The organism is Pedobacter mendelii (assembly GCF_014635725.1).
Classification (GTDB): domain Bacteria; phylum Bacteroidota; class Bacteroidia; order Sphingobacteriales; family Sphingobacteriaceae; genus Pedobacter; species Pedobacter mendelii.
This window is the reverse complement of record NZ_BMDJ01000002.1, coordinates 439626-455683: the sequence shown is the minus strand read 5'-3', so window position 1 is coordinate 455683 and position 16058 is coordinate 439626. Positions and strand designations below refer to the sequence as shown.

19 protein-coding genes are annotated in these 16058 nt (G+C 35.3%); 5 read left to right on the top strand and 14 right to left on the bottom strand.

Annotated features, from left to right (window positions below; translation table 11 throughout):
• Positions 1–58: 58 nt before the first annotated feature.
• The 7 genes from IEV50_RS05400 to IEV50_RS05370 all read right to left on the bottom strand — a co-directional run bounded on the left by IEV50_RS05400 (position 59) and on the right by IEV50_RS05370 (position 7536).
• A complete protein-coding gene (locus IEV50_RS05400; protein WP_188412218.1) occupies positions 59–697 on the bottom strand; it encodes a hypothetical protein in 639 nt (212 codons plus the stop codon).
• Positions 698–967: 270 nt separating this feature from the next.
• Entirely contained in the window at positions 968–1999 is a 1032-nt protein-coding gene (locus IEV50_RS05395; RefSeq protein ID WP_188412217.1) for an Atu2307/SP_0267 family LLM class monooxygenase, read from the bottom strand.
• A 384-nt stretch (positions 2000–2383) separates the two neighbouring features.
• A complete protein-coding gene (hscA, locus tag IEV50_RS05390; protein WP_188412216.1) occupies positions 2384–4240 on the bottom strand; it encodes a Fe-S protein assembly chaperone HscA in 1857 nt (618 codons plus the stop codon).
• 355 nt (positions 4241–4595) lie between these two features.
• Positions 4596–4916 carry a helix-turn-helix domain-containing protein gene (locus IEV50_RS05385; protein WP_188412215.1) on the bottom strand — a complete coding sequence of 107 codons (321 nt, stop codon included), beginning with the start codon at positions 4914–4916 and terminating at the stop codon, positions 4596–4598.
• Between the two features lie 2 nt (positions 4917–4918).
• Entirely contained in the window at positions 4919–5266 is a 348-nt protein-coding gene (locus IEV50_RS05380) for a type II toxin-antitoxin system RelE/ParE family toxin (RefSeq protein WP_188412214.1), read from the bottom strand.
• A gap of 235 nt (positions 5267–5501) precedes the next feature.
• Positions 5502–6197 carry a hypothetical protein gene (locus IEV50_RS05375; RefSeq protein ID WP_188412213.1) on the bottom strand — a complete coding sequence of 232 codons (696 nt, stop codon included), beginning with the start codon at positions 6195–6197 and terminating at the stop codon, positions 5502–5504.
• 91 nt (positions 6198–6288) lie between these two features.
• The gene (locus IEV50_RS05370; protein WP_188412212.1) at positions 6289–7536 is read right to left on the bottom strand and encodes a glycosyltransferase family 4 protein; all 1248 of its coding nucleotides are present in this window, start codon (positions 7534–7536) and stop codon (positions 6289–6291) included.
• A gap of 205 nt (positions 7537–7741) precedes the next feature.
• On the opposite strand from IEV50_RS05370, the gene IEV50_RS05365 reads away from it, so the two are divergent.
• Complete coding sequence (locus IEV50_RS05365) at positions 7742–8323, top strand: MiaE family protein (RefSeq protein WP_188412211.1); 582 nt, start codon at positions 7742–7744, stop codon at positions 8321–8323.
• A gap of 124 nt (positions 8324–8447) precedes the next feature.
• On the opposite strand, the gene IEV50_RS05360 is transcribed toward IEV50_RS05365, so the two are convergent.
• From IEV50_RS05360 to IEV50_RS05345, 4 genes are read right to left on the bottom strand one after another with little or no spacing between them, the layout of a single operon-like run.
• Positions 8448–9509, bottom strand: coding sequence for a DUF3810 domain-containing protein (locus tag IEV50_RS05360; RefSeq protein ID WP_188412210.1), 1062 nt, complete (start codon positions 9507–9509; stop codon positions 8448–8450).
• Positions 9509–9772: a Txe/YoeB family addiction module toxin gene (locus tag IEV50_RS05355; protein WP_188412209.1), complete on the bottom strand. Its 264-nt coding sequence runs from the start codon at positions 9770–9772 to the stop codon at positions 9509–9511. Before IEV50_RS05355 ends, IEV50_RS05360 begins: the two co-directional genes overlap by 1 nt.
• A gap of 53 nt (positions 9773–9825) precedes the next feature.
• The gene (locus tag IEV50_RS05350) at positions 9826–10026 is read right to left on the bottom strand and encodes a DUF2683 family protein (protein ID WP_188412208.1); all 201 of its coding nucleotides are present in this window, start codon (positions 10024–10026) and stop codon (positions 9826–9828) included.
• Positions 10027–10059: 33 nt separating this feature from the next.
• Positions 10060–11394, bottom strand: a complete 1335-nt coding sequence (locus tag IEV50_RS05345; protein ID WP_188412207.1) for a dihydroorotase — start codon at positions 11392–11394, stop codon at positions 10060–10062.
• A gap of 445 nt (positions 11395–11839) precedes the next feature.
• Here IEV50_RS05345 and IEV50_RS05340 point away from each other — a divergent pair, with 445 nt between their 5' ends.
• The 4 genes from IEV50_RS05340 to IEV50_RS05325 all read left to right on the top strand — a co-directional run bounded on the left by IEV50_RS05340 (position 11840) and on the right by IEV50_RS05325 (position 14455).
• Complete coding sequence (locus IEV50_RS05340; RefSeq protein WP_188412206.1) at positions 11840–13186, top strand: DEAD/DEAH box helicase; 1347 nt, start codon at positions 11840–11842, stop codon at positions 13184–13186.
• Positions 13187–13190: 4 nt separating this feature from the next.
• Positions 13191–13463 carry a hypothetical protein gene (locus tag IEV50_RS05335; protein ID WP_188412205.1) on the top strand — a complete coding sequence of 91 codons (273 nt, stop codon included), beginning with the start codon at positions 13191–13193 and terminating at the stop codon, positions 13461–13463.
• 96 nt (positions 13464–13559) lie between these two features.
• Positions 13560–13895: a gliding motility protein GldC gene (gene gldC, locus IEV50_RS05330; RefSeq protein ID WP_188412204.1), complete on the top strand. Its 336-nt coding sequence runs from the start codon at positions 13560–13562 to the stop codon at positions 13893–13895.
• 146 nt (positions 13896–14041) lie between these two features.
• On the top strand, positions 14042–14455 hold the full coding sequence (locus IEV50_RS05325) for a hypothetical protein (RefSeq protein WP_188412203.1): 414 nt from the start codon (positions 14042–14044) through the stop codon (positions 14453–14455).
• On the opposite strand, the gene IEV50_RS05320 is transcribed toward IEV50_RS05325, so the two are convergent.
• From IEV50_RS05320 to IEV50_RS05310, 3 genes are read right to left on the bottom strand one after another with little or no spacing between them, the layout of a single operon-like run.
• Positions 14445–14948 (bottom strand): lipocalin family protein, encoded by a 504-nt coding sequence (locus IEV50_RS05320; RefSeq protein ID WP_188412202.1) that lies wholly within the window; start codon positions 14946–14948, stop codon positions 14445–14447. The two genes, IEV50_RS05325 and IEV50_RS05320, sit on opposite strands and share 11 nt — an antisense overlap.
• A 56-nt stretch (positions 14949–15004) precedes the next feature.
• Positions 15005–15394 (bottom strand): cupin domain-containing protein, encoded by a 390-nt coding sequence (locus tag IEV50_RS05315; RefSeq protein WP_188412201.1) that lies wholly within the window; start codon positions 15392–15394, stop codon positions 15005–15007.
• A gap of 1 nt (position 15395) precedes the next feature.
• Positions 15396–15875 carry a methylated-DNA--[protein]-cysteine S-methyltransferase gene (locus tag IEV50_RS05310; RefSeq protein WP_188412200.1) on the bottom strand — a complete coding sequence of 160 codons (480 nt, stop codon included), beginning with the start codon at positions 15873–15875 and terminating at the stop codon, positions 15396–15398.
• Positions 15876–16058: the final 183 nt, after the last annotated feature.

Here is a 16058-nt window from a genome sequence, read left to right as displayed (position 1 = left end):
ATAGCAATGAATTATATAAGGTTAAGAATTAATCTATAGTTCAAAAAATAAACTCCTGCTAATTTTTAATTACCTCTATCTTTTTTGTTTTGGTATTAGCAAACCAAGCTTGTAAAACTATCATTTTTCTCTTCACATCAATTGCCTCAAAAGGGTTTTTTCCTGCCTTTTTATGTTTGGCAATTGCGCTATCAGCGTCTGCTTTGTAATTCTGTTGCCCCATTGTTCTTACAACTGCAATAATCGATTTTTTTTCAAGGCCTGTTGTGTCAATTCCATCGAGTTCATCCTTATCTAAAACGCCAACAGAGGTGCCCTTGTCGGGCAAATTTTTTGCGAAATCGCTATAATTATAAAGTGTATCCAGTATTACATGTTTAATTCTTTTTCCCTCATTAAAAAATTCATTAAAAACCACAATATTATCGTCATTACCATATACATCAAGTAATTCAAAATAATGGTGATTTATACTATCTAATGTTTTAGATTGAAAAATTGAATACTCCTTTGCAGCCCACTCAGTATTATTTTCGTCTAAATTATTAGTGTAATAAAATGTGTTTGGCGTAAAAGTGCTTAAACTCTGCTGCTTAAATTCTGCAGCATTTTTTTCTTCTTCATTATCCTTATTATTATTTGGGCTTGTGCAGGCATAAAAAAGAGTCAAACAGATTATCAAAAGGTAAATTTTCATGTTGTTTTTTTTAACCAAATTAGTAAAATTGTTGGATTGATTTTTTAAAAATTAGTAGAAAAACCAGGTTTTCAGAAGCAAGCTTCCTATTTTAGCTTTGATGACGTTGCGTTTAATTAAGTTCTTTACAATAGTCTTAATTCAATAAATTCGTTCAAAAATCATAATTATCTTTCCTGATACCAGCTGAACTAGGAATGAAAATGTTGTATGAATGATAGCTTTTATGATTGCACTAGGCTGTATTACGTTTTCAAATTATTGGCGATATTATTGCTTAAGCGCTTTCCTTACTTCTGGAGTAATTTTATTTCCGAAGATTTCTATAGATTTCATCATTGCAGCGTGAGATGGCCCGCCAACATCCATGTGAGCAGAGAAACGAGTTAAACCAAAATTTTCTTCCATCGCTAGAATCTTATCTACTGATTCATTTGCATCACCAATAATTAAGGCACCATTAATATTTCTTCCAGCCTCAAATTGATTTCTTTGAAAAGGTGCCCAACCACGGGTTTTTCCAATTCTATTCATTTGTGCAGAATACAACGGGAAATAATAATCTGAAATTTTCTGACTGTTTTCGCTGAATAATGAATGCATGTGAACGCCAACTTCAAATTTATTCATATCATGGCCATAAGCCTGATAAACTTTTTTGTAGTAATCAAAAAGTGGTTTGAATTGAGTTGGTTGTCCACCGATGATGGCAAACATCACTGGTAAACCTAATCTTCCTGCTCGTTCTACCGATTCTGGCGTTCCGCCAACAGCCACCCAGATTTTTAAATTATCGTTAACAGCACGAGGTAAAACTTCCTGATTAACCAATTCAGGACGGAATTTACCCTTCCAACTGATTTTTGGTTCTTTGTTGATTTTTAAAAGTAGCTCTAATTTTTCTTCATAAAGCTCGTCGTAATCTTGAAGATTATAACCAAACAGAGGAAAAGATTCGATGAAACTTCCGCGACCAGCCATTAACTCTGCTCTGCCGTTGGAAATTAAATCTATTGTAGCAAAATTTTGATAAAGCTTTACAGGGTCTGAAGAACTTAGAACTGAAACTGCGCTGCTTAACTTAATGTTTTTAGTTACTGTTGCGGCTGCGGCTAAAATAATTTCTGGACTCGAAACTGCATAATCAGGGCGATGGTGTTCGCCAATTCCATAGAAATCTAATCCTACTTCGTCCATCAATTTAATTTCTTCTATAATTTCCTGAAGCCTTTGTTGTGCTGGTTGAATTTCTCCCTTTGCATTGATTTGCAAATCGCCAAACATGCCAATACCTAATTCCATATTGCTAAAATTTATAAAGCAAAGCTAAGAGGTTAGCAGGACAGAATTTTTGATGTATGGTAAGAAATGAGTTTGTAATTCGATTACCTGAATTAATGGTCAATTAAAAAAACAAGTTTGCAGTTAATAGCAAATTATAATTTTGCATAATAGAGCTTAAGTTTTGTAGGTGTACCTGAGTAAAATAAACCCGATTGCCGTGGATGCCGATTTTTTCTACCGGCGGAAACAAAAGCGGGGCTATCGGAACCGATTAGCTGTGACAGTACTTTCCAAATATTTTTATTTAATTTTCACCATATAAGAAATATAAGTTCGTATAAGCTCAATAGCCTACATATAACTATTATCTCAGCCTCAATCTTAACCTCAGCCTCAACCTCCTTACTCTATCTTTTTCCCCTTCATAGCTGTCGATATTGCTGCATCCATTACACGTTCTGCAAAAGGACGGGTAAATTCGTTTAGCTCATCCGCTTTTTTCAAAATTGTATCTTTTTCTTCGCTAGCTAAAGCTGTTTTTAAAGCTTCAATATGCGTTTTCGTTTCAGCGATTTCCTCTTCCGTTAAATGCTCTGCATGTTTTTCGATGAAACGTTCGGCCGTGTAAAGCAATTGTTCGCCCTCGCTTCTGGCTTCGATTAACATCCGTTGTTCTACATCGCTTTTGGCGTGAGTAATGCTATCAATCAGCATTTTTTCTACCGTGTCATCGCTCAAACCGTAGCTTGGCGTAATCTCGATTTCTTGTTTCACGCCAGAGCGCAACTCAATGGCCTGAACGGTTAAAATACCATCGGCATTTAACAAAAAGTTAATATCAACTTTAGGTAAACCCGCAGGCATCGCCGGAATGCCTTTTAAATCGAATTCAGCAAGCTTGCGGTTTTCTTTAACCAAATCGCGTTCGCCCTGGTAAACCGAGATTTTCATGTTCACCTGGCCATCAATAGAAGTGGTATACTGGCGACCAGCTTTAGTGGGCACCTTGCTGTTTCGGGCGATAATCACATTCATTAAGCCGCCCATAGTTTCGATACCAAGGGAAAGTGGCGTAACATCAAGCAATAAAATGTCGGAACGATTTCCAGCCAAAACATCAGCCTGAATGGCGGCGCCAAGTGCTACCACTTCATCAGGATTGATGTTGTCTTGTGGTATTTTGCCAAAGAAATTTTCTACCTCTTGCTTAACAAAAGGTGTACGTGTAGAACCACCAACCAAAATCACTTCGTCAATATCTGAAGGGGTTAAATCGGCATCTTTCAATGCATTTTTGCAAGCCGCAATGGTTTCCTCAACCTTTGCTGAAATGAGTTGTTCGAAAGTTTGCTTATCTAGTGTGCACCAAATTTCGCCAACTTTTTCATTGTATAAATTTTGTGTTGATAATGCTTTTTTAGCAGCCTCGGCTTGTAAACGCAAGGTTTGCATCAAAATATTATCTTCGGCAACTGTTTTAATATCTAAATTGTTTTTCTCAATCCAGTGGTTTAAAATGGCTCTGTCGAAATCATCGCCACCTAAATAAGTGTTTCCGTTTGTCGCCAAAACTTCGAAAATTCCATTCTGAATTTGAAGAATAGAAACATCAAAAGTACCACCTCCTAAATCGTAAACGGCAATCGTTTTCTGTTGAGATGGATCTAAACCGATTCCGTAAGCCAAACTTGCAGCGGTTGGTTCGTTCACAATGCGCATTACATCTAAACCCGCAAGTTTTCCTGCATCGCGTGTTGCTTGTCGCTGACTATCGTTAAAATACGCCGGAACGGTGATTACAGCTCTGTTAACGGGTGTTTTTAGAGCATGTTCCGCTCTTGCTTTAAGTTCTTTTAAAATTTCAGCTGATAGTTCTATTGGCGTGTAAAAACGGTCGCCTGCCTGAATTTTTACTAAGGCATCGGTATCATCATCAATAATTTTGTAAGAGAAAATGTCTTTATGTTCAGCAACATCTTTGTAAGAGCGACCCAATAATCTTTTAACCGAGAAAATGGTGTTTGCAGGGTCGGTGGTTAAGAATTCTTTGGCCTCATTACCTACAATCGCTTCATTTTGGTTGTTGAAATAGACTACTGATGGTACCAATAAACCTTTTCCGGCATCGTTTATTACTTGCGGGTTTTTGTCGGGATTGATGAATGCCACTAAACTGTTGGTGGTGCCTAAATCGATTCCGACTATAATTTCTTCCTTTTGAAACGAACCTGTAGCAAGGTTAATTGATATTTTTGCCATGGGGCGAATTTACACAATTGTTGTTCTAAAATTGTTGGAATGTTGTAAAGTTGAAACGTTTTAAAGATTGATATGATTTGGAAACGAACGGTTCGGTAATTCTTGGGGAAGTGCAGTCCTGCTGTCCCTACAAGCCCGAAGAAACCTGTGAAACAAGCTAGCATACAATTAAGAAAATATAGAAAGATGCTTAAATCGGGGCTTTTCGTACCATCAGGTTTATGATGAGCGGGAAACGTTTACAGCTAGCTTTTTTAGACTTGCCAATGTGGGAAAATGAAAGCTCTTCGTTTCAATATTAAACTTTGCGGTTTTGCCACTATCGCAAAGCAATAGTTAACGATTGCTTTATTAGTTAATAAGCTAAATTTTCGTTGTTCATTTCTACATTGAAATTCACTTTAGCACCTAATGCATCAAATACTTTTAAAATAGTTTCAAATCTTGCATTTTTTACGCTGTTCTCAATTTTAGAAATTTGCGCTTTTTGTACGCCAACAAGTTCTCCTAATTGTTCTTGCGTTAAATTCCTCCGTTGTCTTGCCTGCTTAATCGCTTGGCCTAATAAATCAATTCTTAACTCATTTTCAAATGCTTCTCTTTTGTCCGTTCCACGTTTGCCAATATGTTTATCAATCATGGTATCGATTGAAACTGTTTTGAATGTATTTGCCATAATTACTTCTTTTTAATTTTGTTCTCTAAATAGAGTTTTCTAATTTCTTCCGCTTTCTTAATTTCTTTTGATGGCGTTTTCTGTGTCTTTTTTAAAATTCCGTGTGTTGCTACAACTAAGGTTTCCTTACCGTCAATTTTATCCCAAAACGAAAATAGCCGGTATGCTTTATTGTTATACAAAGTGCGAAATTCCCAAATGGAGTCATTTAGTTTTTTAAAAAGCTCATTATCATTAACGAATTGAGATTTTTTTATGTTATAGTAAATTTTTTCTCTCGGTTTTTCGTCAAGGTTTTCTAAAAACTCAATTGCTTCTGGTAATAACTCAATGTCAAAATTTGGCTTCATTCGCAATTTTTGTTAAAGGTAGAAATTTCCCAATTAGGAAACAATTGTTTTATTTAATTTTCTTTTACTTTTTAGATATTGGTTGTGGATAGGCTGATAACGTTTTGAAAATTTGCGCAGAAATGGCATTGCTTGCAGAACCATTTTCAGCCCGCACCAAATTAAATAAATAACAGATGAACTTATTTAAACCACCGTCAGCCATTTTTGAACAAATTTGCTGTTATGCGAAGATTTAATTTATTTCTAATAATTCAGGATTTGTTAAATTGTATGTTTGATTTTGTCTGGTTAGCTTTTGTTTGTATTTAATTCCGTCTTCATTTTCATAAATAAGTTCAACGTCAAATGGAACTTGATTTGAATTAAAATAAGTTTTACTTAAGTCGGAGTAGCCTGTAATTTCTAATTTTTTATTATTGTCAATTTCTTTCGATTTCTCAAGTATATTAAATTTAGCTAACTCATTGTCAACTTGTATTATTTCAATATTCTTTGCGGTATTTCCTTTATTAAGAAGAGATACTTGAAATCTTTCAGGACTTGACATCCCACCAGAAAAAGTGAAGTGTGGCTTAATCTTCGAAAGTCTTTCAAGTCGTTGTAATTCAACCTGATTTTCGGTTGTAACTTTATTTTGTAAGAACTGCTCATTTATAATTTCGAGATGTTTTTTAGCAATGTCATTTGCATCTCTCATATGTTCAGTTTGAAACTGAAATTCAGAAGTTTGTCGTGATAATTCTTGAATTTCGTCGGTCATTTTATTAACGACATCATTCTGCGATTTGGCCAAACTTTCCAATGAGTTTACCTGTTTTTCAAGATTTTTATCTTTTCTAAAAAGCTGAAATATTCCAAAAATAATTGCTGGAATACCTAATAAAGTCCCTATTGCACTAATCCAATCTGTGATAGTTGGTTCATTCATCGTTTCTCGGTTTAAATTTGCGTATAACTCGTAAATATAAGCAACTTTATTACGCCAATACAGCTAATGTAAATGGGTATATGCGAATATTTTATAATAATTTATTCGATGCAGTTTTATTCTTCTCCTCAATCCATAACGACATATACTTTGTGCTTTGCAGCGTATGATGATTCAAAATTTGCCCAAAAAAGTTCTCTTGGCGATGTTGTATCAAACCCGAAAATAATTCTTCAACTTTCAATAAAAAATCATTAGCAAAATAATCCCAGCTATAACGCTCGTTGACAATACGAATACCATTTTGTTGCGCAGAAAGCCACAATTCTTTATCCTGATAAAGTTCTGCGGCCTTTTCAACCAAAAAATCTAAATCATCTTCAATAAAACCATTCCATTCTAAATTGCCTTTCATCGCTTCTGCACCTACTGAAGTGGTTACAGATGGCGTACCAACCTGCATGGCATCAATAAATTTACCCTTAATACCAGCGCCAAACTGAATAGGAGCGAGCAGTATTCTATGTTTGGCAATGGTTTCTTGAGCATTTTCGGCTCTTCCTTTTATAAAGAATTTTTCATTCTTGTTTTCCAATTGTAAAACCTTTTGCGAAGCGTAAGCACCATAAATGTTTAGGCTGGCATTTGGGAGTTTTTTTCGTAATAAAGGCCAAACTTTGGTTTTTAAAACCTGTACAGTATTCCAGTTGGGCTCGTGAAGAAAATTTCCAATAAAAATGAAATCAGCTCGTTCCTCAAAAGGAATCCAGTTTTTACTGGCTCGTACTGTAATTTCTTTTTCGAGAAATGGTAAATAATAAAGCAAGGAAGCATCAATTTTAAACTGCGCTGTTAATATTTTCATTTCTATTTCAGAGATGATTAAAGATAAATCGCAACGTAAAATCGAGGCAATTTCTCGCTTAGCGGTATCATTAAATAAATCTAAACTTAGTTGCTTTTTGGTGCTATGCTCACGAGCACTTCTCAAAAAATGTAAATCTTCGGTATCTAAAATTCGTAAGGCATTTGGGCATTCTTGCTGTACCCTCCAACCATATTGTTCTTCAACCATAAAACGGTCGAACAGTACAATTTCGGGGTTTAAATTTTTTAGAAAAGTATTAAAGCTTTCGTTGTTTAGCTTAATTTCTTGTTCTACAACGTTTTTCCCCTTAAAATCATAACTGAAATTGCTTTTCGATGCGGCACAAGCAAAAGTAATTTCATAATCTCTGCTTAAAAACAAATCGACCAATTGAATCATTCTGGTTCCTGCTGCAGATGAGGTAGGTTCGGGCCAAACGAATCCAATAATTAGTAGTTTCTTAGCGTTCATGATTTGATTTTCTGCAAAATAAAGGTTTTTTATTGTTCAAATATTTTCCTGCATATTTAAAATGATAATATGTGCATATTTAAGTGAATTTTTAAAAGCTATCACAGAATTAAACGACTTTAAACCTACGGTTTTGCAGTTTTTACTGGAAATGTTTTAATTTTGTAGCCATGCTCTCAGCCTCAACCTTAGCCTTAACCTCAAAATGCTTGGATTAAAATTATTAACAGACCCACGTTGGGCAGATATTGCTGAATCGAATTTAGAAGAGATTTTATCCGACCATGCCTGGTGCGAGCAAAAAGCCGCATCAAATGCCATTACTTTAATCACTCAAAATTCTGAATACCAGGATTTGGTTGATGAATTAACGGCCATAGCGATAGAAGAGATGCAGCATTTCCAAATGGTAATTAATATCATCAAAGAACGTGGTTATACATTGAGCCGCGAACGTAAAGATGATTATGTAGGCCGATTGGTAAAATTCAGTAAAAAAGATGGCAGCAGAAACCAAGCTTTTATTGATAGACTTTTATTTGCAGCAATGATTGAGGCCAGAAGTTGTGAACGTTTTCGTGTACTTTCGCTAAATATTAAAGATGAAGAACTGGCTAAATTTTACCACGAATTAATGGTTTCTGAAGCTGGCCATTATACCACTTTCTTAAACTTTGCTCGTAAATACAGTACAGATGTTGATGTGGATAAACGCTGGAAAGAGTGGCTGGATTTTGAGGGCGAATTAATTCAAAGTTTTGGAACAAAAGAGGCGATACACGGATAAGTGTTGCCGGTTACGTGTTTCCTGTTGCGGGTTTGGGTGTCGCCAATTATAACATGGCATTAGTTTTTATCAATGGAATTAAGCACTTAATTTACGCCCCTCCAAGCAACAGATAACACCCAACTCACAACTGATGTTTATGCATATTCCACAGCCAAATTACAATATCCTGATAGCTGTCAATTCCTTTTTTCTGGTTATTCAATTTTAAGAAACTATCAAAAGCGGCATCCATATAGCCAAACATTTCGCCGTTATATTTTCTCCAAAATTCCTTTTCAGTTTTAAAGTCAGCTAAAACACCTGGAGCTAATTTATCGTGTAGTATTTTGTAATCATCTGGCGATTTCATTCTGACCTCGAACAAAATATACCTCAACATTTCATAGTTAGCTGAATATTGGTAATTCACATCAGGACTATTACTTGCTGTTAGGTAACCCAAAAGGTTGGCTTCATCTTCGTATGCAATGCCTAATTGGTGGGCAATTTCATGGCAAGAAACATAAGGCTTAACGAAATCAGGAAGATTCATATTCATGTTTGCTTCGCCAGTAAGCGGTGCGTAATAACCCTCAATACCTACTTTACTGATTATCCAAGGATTCAAAACTGCTTTTAAACAAGGATTCTGATAGCTAAATAATGAGTTTTTCTTTGCCATTAAATTGTATGCAGCAGCCGAATTTGTTTCTAATTCTTTAATCGTGTAAGCTGGTATTTTGCTTTGTTTTAGCTTTAAATCATTAGTTTTTTTAACAAAATAATCGCCCAGTAAAACCAATTCTTTAACGGTGTATTTATCGTTTCCAATGCCTAATTCTTCACTTACACTTGGCCGACTGTAGTTTAAGCCCCAAACAATTTTGAAAACTACGTAAAGAATTAGAACGAAATTTAAAACCTGTAATGGAACAGTAATTCGATGTTGCTTAGTTAAAGTTTTTCGTCGTTTGTAAAACCTGATGATTTTATAAAGTACGTATGCTATAATTAAAGCATAAATAATATCGCCAATGGCAAATGGAAAAATGGAAGAAATGAATCTTAAAGCTGAAGAAATGTAAGGATAGAAACCTATAGAATAATATTTTTGAACAGCCGATGGGAATAAGCCAAAAAGGAAAATAAGTATGGCAATGCCGACTGTAATAATTGATTTTGTAAATATTGACCTGTTTATCATTAACTATTATAATGACCTTTTAGAGAATAAATATTTAGAACATTTTCTATTACATCGTAAATGATTCTATGTTCTTCGTTAATTCTTCTTGACCATTGACCAGATAAACCATATTTAAGTGGTTCTGGCTTTCCAATGCCCATGTAAGGATTTTCTTGAATGGCTGTGATTAATTGTTCTATCTTTTTTTGAATGGCTTTATTCCCTGATTTTTTCCAATATTCAAAATCATCAATGGCTTGTTCATGTAATTCTATTTGCATACCAATAGCTTTAAATTAAATTGGGATGCAATAAATCAAGGATGCTTAACGGTTTATTTCCACATGTTCTGAAGATCGATTTTTCGACCAGGCTTACCAGATTTTCTAGCATTAACACCTTTTAGAACTTTCTCTACAAACTTAGGATTATATGGACGTTCTTCTGTTTCAAAATCAATTTTCAAAGCTTTCATAACTGCTTTTAATGCAGTTGCTTGTTCTTCGTTTTGTGGGTGTGCGATTAAAGTTTCCATTATACTATTTCTTAATAAACAAATATAACAAATCTATCTCGCAAAAGTTAGTCGCTTGCCAATCTGGTCTGTGGTAAATTTGCCTTTTTGATAAGCTAAATTGCCTGATACAAAAGTGTGTGTAACGCTTGCCTGAAATGTATCGCCATCAAACGGACTCCAGCCGCATTTATAGAAATTATTAAGCTTGGTTACTTTCCACGAGTCTTTTAAATCGACCAAAACTAAATCTGCCCAATAACCCTCACGGATGAAACCACGTTTCTCAATATCGAAGCAGATGGCTAAATTGTGCGCTGTTTTCTCCACTATTTTTTCTAGCGAGATTTTACCTTGCAAATGCATCTCCAATAACGCGGGTAGAGCATGTTGTACCAATGGTCCGCCGGATGGGGCTTGGGCGTAAGGCTGATTTTTTTCTTCTAAAGTATGTGGTGCATGGTCCGTTGCGATAACATCAATATTATCATTTAAAACACCAGCAAGAATGCCAATTTGGTCTGCTTCAGTTTTTACAGCCGGATTCCATTTAATAAAATTGCCTTTTGTTGCGTAATCTTTATCATTAAACCAAAGGTGATGAACGCAAGCTTCGGCAGTAATTTTTTTATCTTTTAGTGGAGTTGTATTATCGAATAAAGCAATTTCTTTTGCAGTAGAAATATGCAAAATATGCAAACGCGTTTGATAGCGCTTAGCCAATTCAACAGCCAATGATGAAGATTTGTAACAAGCCTCGGCATTGCGAATTAAAGGATGCATATCGATGGTTAAATCATCGCCGTATTTAGCTTTAAATTCTGCAAGGTTGTGGCGAATTGTTGCTTCATCTTCGCAATGTGTAGCCACCAAAATCGGTGCTTTGCTAAAAATATTTTCTAAGGTTTTTTCGTTATCAACCAACATATTTCCAGTTGATGAACCCATGAAAACTTTAATGCCACAAACGTTTTTAGGGTCGGTTTTTAAAACTTCTTCGATATTATCGTTGCTGGCTCCCATGTAAAAAGAATAATTTGCCAACGACATTTCAGCAGCAATGTTGTATTTATCTTTTAGCAAATCTTGTGTTAAGGTATTCGGAACCGTATTAGGCATTTCCATAAAAGATGTAATTCCACCAGCAACAGCCGCCATACTTTCGGTAAAAATATCAGCTTTATGTGTTAAACCAGGCTCTCGGAAATGAACCTGGTCATCAATCATTCCTGGTAAAAGGTATTGTCCCTCGGCGTTAATTTCCTGTACACCATTGGCAGAAAGATTTCGACCAATTTTGGTAATAAATCCATCTTTAATTAATACATCGGCAACAATTTTTTGTCCCTCGTTTACAATTGTAGCGGCTTTTATCAGGTAAGCATTCATGGTTTCAAAGGTAGTAAATTAGTATTAAGTAGGTAGAAATTAGTATCAAGTATCAAGTATTGAGTATCAAGAAGCGAGTATCAAGTATCAAGTTTGGGTGAAAGAGGTTGAAGTTTGATCGAGGTTAAGGTTGAGATCGAGATTAAGGTATTTGGTTTGGGAGTATGAATTATAAGTTTTGGGCAGATGAAAGGTGGAAAGGATGTTTATTTTACTGTTTTATGTTAATTAAACCTGACAGGAGCGAGCACGTAGAGGTAACCCTTGCGGTTACCATCGGAGTAAAGCGGATGGCAGGGCTGCTGTAACCCAAGAATTACTGGAATTGCTTTTCAAAAAAAAATGAAACCATATAAGGAACTTAAGAACATTTAAGTTTTTAGTGCTTTAGCTTTGGTCTTTAAGCTTTTAGCCTTTCGGCTTAAAAAACATATCTTTGTGCGCTATGGCAAAATCGTTCGAAGAATTTAAGTTAAACAGGCAAATTTTAAATGCAGTTGCCGATGCAGGTTATACCATTGCCACACCGATACAGGAAAAAGCAATTGCTCCAGTATTATCTGGGCAGGATATTTTTGGTATTGCGGAAACTGGTACAGGAAAAACTGCGGCTTTTGTTTTGCCGATTTTAATGCAATTGAAATATGCTCAAGGCGAAAATCCGAGGGCGTTGATTTTATCGCCAACCCGCGAGCTAGCCATGCAAATTGCTGAACAAGTAAAATTATTTTCTACTTATACCGATTTACGCTCGCTGGTAATTTTCGGTGGAATTGGTCCAAAAACACAAAAAGAACAAATAGCGAAAGGCGTAGATATTTTAATTGCCACGCCTGGAAGATTCTTAGATTTATATTTGGCAGGCGATATCAATACTCAAAATTTAAAGTTTTTGGTATTGGATGAGGCCGATAAAATGATGGATATGGGTTTTATTGGTTCGATTCATAGAATTTTAGAAATCGTACCACGCAAACGCCAGAATTTACTGTTTTCGGCAACGATGAGCGATTTAGTGCAAAAAATCGCTGGCGATTTCTTAAATAATCCACTCGTTATTCAGGCATCTGAACAGGCTACGCCAGCAGCAAATGTTACACAAACGTTGTATTACCTTCCTAATTTTAAAACTAAAATAAACTTATTGCAGCACTTATTAAAAAATGACGAGACTTTTAACCGCCTTATTATTTTTTGTAAAACTAAAACTGTCGCAGATAACATTTACAGTTTTATCGAACGTAGATATGGCGCTGCAAATGTTCGAGTTATACATGCAAACAAAGGACAGAATACCAGAATTAACTCAATAAATAGCTTTAAAGAGGGCAATATTCGCGTTTTAGTGGCAACTGATGTTGCGAGTAGAGGAATTGATGTAAGTGATGTGAGCCATGTAATTAACTTTGATGTACCAATTATCATTGAAGATTATGTACATAGAATCGGACGGACAGGTAGGGCTTTTGCCAAAGGCGATGCCATAACTTTTGCCACTGATGCCGAGAAATATTATATCCGTAAAATTGAAAAGCTAATTCGCCAGTATATTCCTGTAGCTGAAATTCCTGAGGGTGTTTTTATTGATGAAACGCCTTATGAAGAACGCCAGCACATTGCCAAAGAGATTGACATGCAGAAACGTAAGGAAGACCCTGATTTTCAAGGAGCTTTCCACGAGAAAAAACATGCTGCTGCGATAGAGAAAAAGGTTAGGGAAAAAGCAAAAGCTAAAGCAGGTAAAGTGATTAAGAGTTTCAAAAAAGGGAAAAAATTCGATAAAAAAAAGTAAGCTAATGAACTTAAGGATTACGCCTTTAAATATAATTGGTGCCGTTGGTTTAGGCTTGGCGGCTTTTAATATTTTAAGTCCGAAAGATAATGCACCTCGCCATATTGATATTAGTGGTTTTTATCTGTTGATTTTAGGTTGCTTAATCATTGTTACTTTTATCACCGACTTAATTTTCCGTTTTACGCTTAAAGACCTTAAAAGAATTTGGATTGTGGAAATGGCGTTCATCGTTTTTGCAGTAATTTTGATGGTAATATTACAAAAAGTAGTGTAAGTCAAAGTTAAATTGTTTGTTAAAATAAGCATCTTTGCAACCGTAAAAATAACCGCTAGTGTGTAATCATTTCATCGGTTGAATCAATTTTTAAAAATGAGACAAGAAAAAATAACAATAACCGTTGAGTTAGATGATGCTAATAACCCAGAAAACCTGCTTTGGGAAAGTACTGATGCTGGAAGTATTGATAAAGTGCCTGTAAAAGCAATGATTTTGGCGCTTTGGGATCATAACTACAAAAACTCAATGCGCTTAGACCTTTGGACAAAAGATATGCCTGTTGATGAAATGAAACGTTTTTTCTATGAAACTTTACAAACCATGGGCGATACTTTTTTAAAAGCGACAAATGAAACTTTAATTGTTGAAGATTTACGAGATTACTGTGCTCACTTTGCCGATAAAATGGGTATTGTTGAGGGACAGTAATGGTTCATTAGTCCGAAGTCCGAAGTCCGAAAAAATATGGTTAGGTAAGTTAGCTGTAAACTATTGTTAATTAAGAAATATTATTAATCAAAATCTGTGTAATCTTGAAATCAGTGTAATCAATCCGCAGGAAAAATCATTTCATTATGTTAGTATTAAATAAATTTTTTGCTTGGGTTGGAATTTTACTTTGTGTAATTTCAGGTTTCTGCCCGATGTTAAAAGTGCCGATTAAAGGGAATTGGAATCTATATCAATCAGATGCACGGTTATTCCTGATTACTTATGCTATTATTGCAATTTCAGTTCTAATTCTCTTTATTAGGAAAGTTGGAGCATTTTGTTTCATGAGTTTCGTAATGGTAATTTGGTATGTTTTAGCAATTGTTGCTGTTTATTTTACATCAAATAATTACACTAAATATGGTTTTGCTAATAAATTAATCGGTAAGGTTGTTCATTTCCAATGGGGATGGATTGTGCTTTTAGTAGGTGTTTTGTTTATGCTTTTCAGCGTTAAACGGGGTGAAAAAATAAAGGCTCAAACCACTAGCCTCTAAACTGGGCAGTAAGCTTAGCTACTTCGTATCCTTTTGCCTTACAACGGGAAATAATTTCATCATGCGTTTTCTTTGGCATGGTTTGACTACGGCTCATGATGAATAAAAATTTACGGTCTGGATGACCTACAACAACATAAGAATAATCATCTGCAAGTTCGATAATCCAGTAATCAACCTTTATTGGCCAAATAAATTGCGCTTGTAATTCGCCATTATTTCCCTCATCTGATGGAAACATTTTAGAGTTTCGCGAATAAATTTTTTCGTCTTTAGGTTTTTTATAAGTGGTTAATACATCGTAAAAACCATCTTTATTTAAGGTGTATCTTGTTGTTGTTTCTCTGCTTCCTTTATCAAAAATTGTAGGAATTGAGTAAAGCGAATACCATGTTCCTGAGTATTTTTTTAAATCTAATTTAGCCACTGGTGCATTTTTTTCCATCGGCAAATAGCTTGAAAGCATTAAAAGTATTGAGCAAATCGTTTTCATAACATCAATAGGTTTTAATGTTATTTACGCAAATCGAATTAAATCGGTTTTAGCGATTAATCAGCCTCAAAATAATCTTCTGCGTCTTCTTCCAGCGGGATATAAATTCGTTCCCATTCATTACCATCTAAAATTTTCCAGGTATGGCCATCGCCAGCGGTATCTGCGGCAATTAAGATAATGCCAGGTTCGACAATAAAACTCTCGCCGTTGCTTACGGTAAATTTCAATTTTCCTTTAAGCGTGATAACATATTGCCTGCGTGGAGCAGTATGAGGACTGTTCTCTAAAGAAACATCTGTTTGAGCAAAGAAATAATTGGCATTAATATGCTGTCTGATTGGAATTCTTCCTGTTTCAAAATCACACCTCCCATCTACAATGTTGATTAAACGAATGGCTTTTAAGTAATTGGGTGTATCGGCTTTATCTAATGTTGTATTCATGCTAAAATTTTAATTCTGTTTGTCCTCTGTGAGAAATTTCCCGTTCATGTTGTAATAACCATTGCTTTCGCCATAAACCACCGGCGTAGCCCACTAACTTCCCATCGCTGCCAATTACCCTATGACAAGGAACTACAATGGCAATATTGTTTTTGCCATTAGCTGCTGCAATCGCTCGAATAGCCAATGGATTGTGCGCTGAAAACTTCGCATAAGATGTCGTTTCACCATAAGGAATACTAAACAAGTTTTGCCAAACCTCTTGCTGAAATTCAGTTCCTTTCTGCTTCATCGGGAAATCGAAATTCTTTAAATTGCCTTTAAAGTAGGCTTCTAGTTGCTTAGAAACTTCTAAAGTGAGTTCATTTTCCGTTAATCCCTCAATATCCTTATCGGAAAAGGTTACGGCATAAACGAAATCATCATCAGCAATGATGGTTATTTTGCCAACAGGCGATTCGATAACTGATGCATAGTTCATATTTTTTACCACAGATGTTTACAGATAAACACAGATTTAGGATTATAAAAATAACTTAAAACTTTATCTGTGTTCATTCTTTTTTATCTCCCGAAAACTCGGGACAAGTTATGGTAAATTATTTTCAGTGTATTCTGTGTTTCCGTGGCAATCTAATCTGCGGCTAAAGCTTTAAAACAAAAT